Annotated in this window: 3 protein-coding genes; 1 reads left to right on the top strand and 2 read right to left on the bottom strand. The window is 70.2% G+C overall.

Features of this window, described 5'->3' with window-relative positions:
• The coding region (locus AC3XYG_RS27960; protein ID WP_489143152.1) for an aldehyde dehydrogenase family protein at positions 1-704 on the top strand (704 nt) is incomplete at its 5' end.
• A 9-nt stretch (positions 705-713) separates the two neighbouring features.
• Here AC3XYG_RS27960 and AC3XYG_RS27955 read toward each other — a convergent pair.
• Together AC3XYG_RS27955 and AC3XYG_RS27950 are read right to left on the bottom strand one after the other, a co-directional pair.
• Positions 714-1,712: a sterol desaturase family protein gene (locus AC3XYG_RS27955; protein ID WP_489143151.1), complete on the bottom strand. Its 999-nt coding sequence runs from the start codon at positions 1,710-1,712 to the stop codon at positions 714-716.
• 30 nt (positions 1,713-1,742) lie between these two features.
• Positions 1,743-2,261, bottom strand: a 519-nt coding sequence (locus AC3XYG_RS27950; RefSeq protein WP_489143150.1) for a YncE family protein, incomplete at its 5' end; no start/stop codon positions are given.

The raw sequence follows: 2,261 nt of genomic DNA, 5'->3' as shown, positions 1-2,261 counted from the left end.
CGATGGAACTGGGCGGCAAGTCGCCGCAGCTGGTGTTCGACGACGCCGATGCCGAGGCCGCCCTGCCCTTCGTCACCGCGGCGATCGTGCAGAATGCCGGCCAGACCTGTTCCGCCGGCAGCCGCCTGCTGCTGCAGGACGGCATTGCCGATGAATTCCTCGACGCGTTGGCCGGCAAGTTCCGCGCGCTGGAGACCGGCCCGTGGGACCGCGACCCGGATTGCGGCCCGCTGATCAGCGCCCGGCAGCGCGACCGGGTGCGCGGCCATCTCGACCGTGCCCGGGCCGACGGGCTGCCGGTGCTGGCCGAGGGACGGCTGAGCCCGAACGCGCCTTCCGGCGGCTTCTACCAGGTACCGACGCTGGTCGGCGACGTGCCGCCGGACCATCCGCTGGCGCAGGAGGAGGTGTTCGGACCGGTCATGGCGGTGCTGCGCTTCCGCGACGAGGAGGAGGCGATCCGCCTGGCCAACGGCACCGAATTCGGCCTGGTCGCCGGGGTCTGGACCCGCGACGGCGCCCGCCAGATGCGCTGCGCCCGCCGCATCCGGGCCGGCCAGGTCTTCGTCAACAATTACGGCGCCGGCGGCGGGGTGGAACTGCCCTTCGGCGGCATGAAGCGCTCCGGCTTCGGCCGCGAGAAGGCGATGGAAGGGCTGGATCATTTCAGCGTGACCAAGACCATCGCGATCCGGCACGGGTAACGGCTGGCGCTATTCGCCCGGCTCGGTGATCGCCGAGCCGGGCCGGCGCCGGCGGGGCATGAGCGCCTTGGCCAGGCGGCGGAAGCCTTCGATCTGGTGCCCGAGATAGCCGAGCCCGGCCCAGCGCGCATCGGCCGAGCGGATGCCGGTGGGCGGGAAGGCCGGGTCGACCCGGCGGGTGCCGAACAGCACGTCCCAGATCGGCAGGATCACCGCGAAATTACAGCCCCGGGCCTTGGCGAAGGCCGGGCCTTCCGCATGGTCCAGCGCGTGATGCACGCGGTGGAAATGCGGGCTGACCAGGACAAGGGAGCCGAACCGGCCGAAGCTGAGCCGGGCATTGGCGTGCGACAGGCTTTCGACCAGCCGCAGCACGATGATGATGATCGGGAACTGCGCCGGTTCGACGCCGATCAGGAGTGCGATGGCGCCGAGCCACACCGCCTGCAGCACGTCGTCGAGGATGTGGTTGCGGTCGTCGGTCCACAGCGTCATCTGGCGCTGGTCGTGGTGCAGGCTGTGCAGCGCCCACCACCAGCGCAGCCGGTGCTGCAGCCGGTGCCGCCAGTATTCGGCGAAATCCAGGATCACCAGGTAGATCGCCAGCGTCAGCAGCGGCCAGTCGGCCAGGGCGGGCACATACTGATCGATCGCTTCGGGCAGGATGCCGTGGAACAGCAGCGCCCGGTCGATGGCGTAGGCGGCCGGCGTCAGGATGACGAAGACGATCAGCGGCACCAGGCCCAGGCGATGCACCAGCGTGTAGGTGACGTCGGTGCGGATCGCCTTTCGGTCGGTCCGCGGCTCCAGCGGCCGCCACAGCTCGAGCGGGCGGCAGATGGCATAGGCGACGATCACGGCGACACCGCCGAACATCGCCACCCACATCCAGTCGAACACGTCCTCGTCATAGTCCATCAGGCCGAGGACATAGAGCAGCGGCTCGATCGCCGTCTCGAAGATCCAGCCCTGCAGCAGGCCGAGCTGGTGCAGCAGATCGTCGATCATCGCCTCGGTCCCCGCCCTGTGCCCCCGCGCCTAGGGCGCATCATGCGCCGGCTCCGAAGGAGCGTCATGCCCTGTTGTCGCCGGCGGCGCGTCATTCTCCGCCTGCGACGGCTCATCATGCTCGGCCGCCTGCGGCGGCTCATCGTGAATATAGATCCCGTGCGGCGACCGCCCGACCGGGATGGTGCCCTTCAGCGCGCCCGACGCCAGGTCAATGACGTCGACCTGGGACCGCCAGCGGCCGGTGGCCCAGAGTTCGGTCCCGCCGGCCGAGAAGGCCATGTCGTCCGGGCCGCCCGGCGCGACCAGGGTGCGGGTGACGGCCAGCGTCGCCGGGTCGAGCACCGAGATGGTGTTGGCGACGCGATTGCTGACGTAGAGCGCCTTGCCGTCCGGCGCCGCCAGGAAGTTGTGGGCGCCCTTGCCGGTCTCGATGGTGCGGATGGCATGGCCGTCCGCCGGGTCGATCTCGGCAATGTGGTTCGACCCCATGATCCCGACCACCAGCGTCCCCGCCGGGGTCATCCAGATGCCGGCCGGCTGAGGCCC

It is taken from the genome of Inquilinus sp. (assembly GCF_057815775.1).
This window is presented reverse-complemented; position numbering and strand designations above follow the sequence as displayed.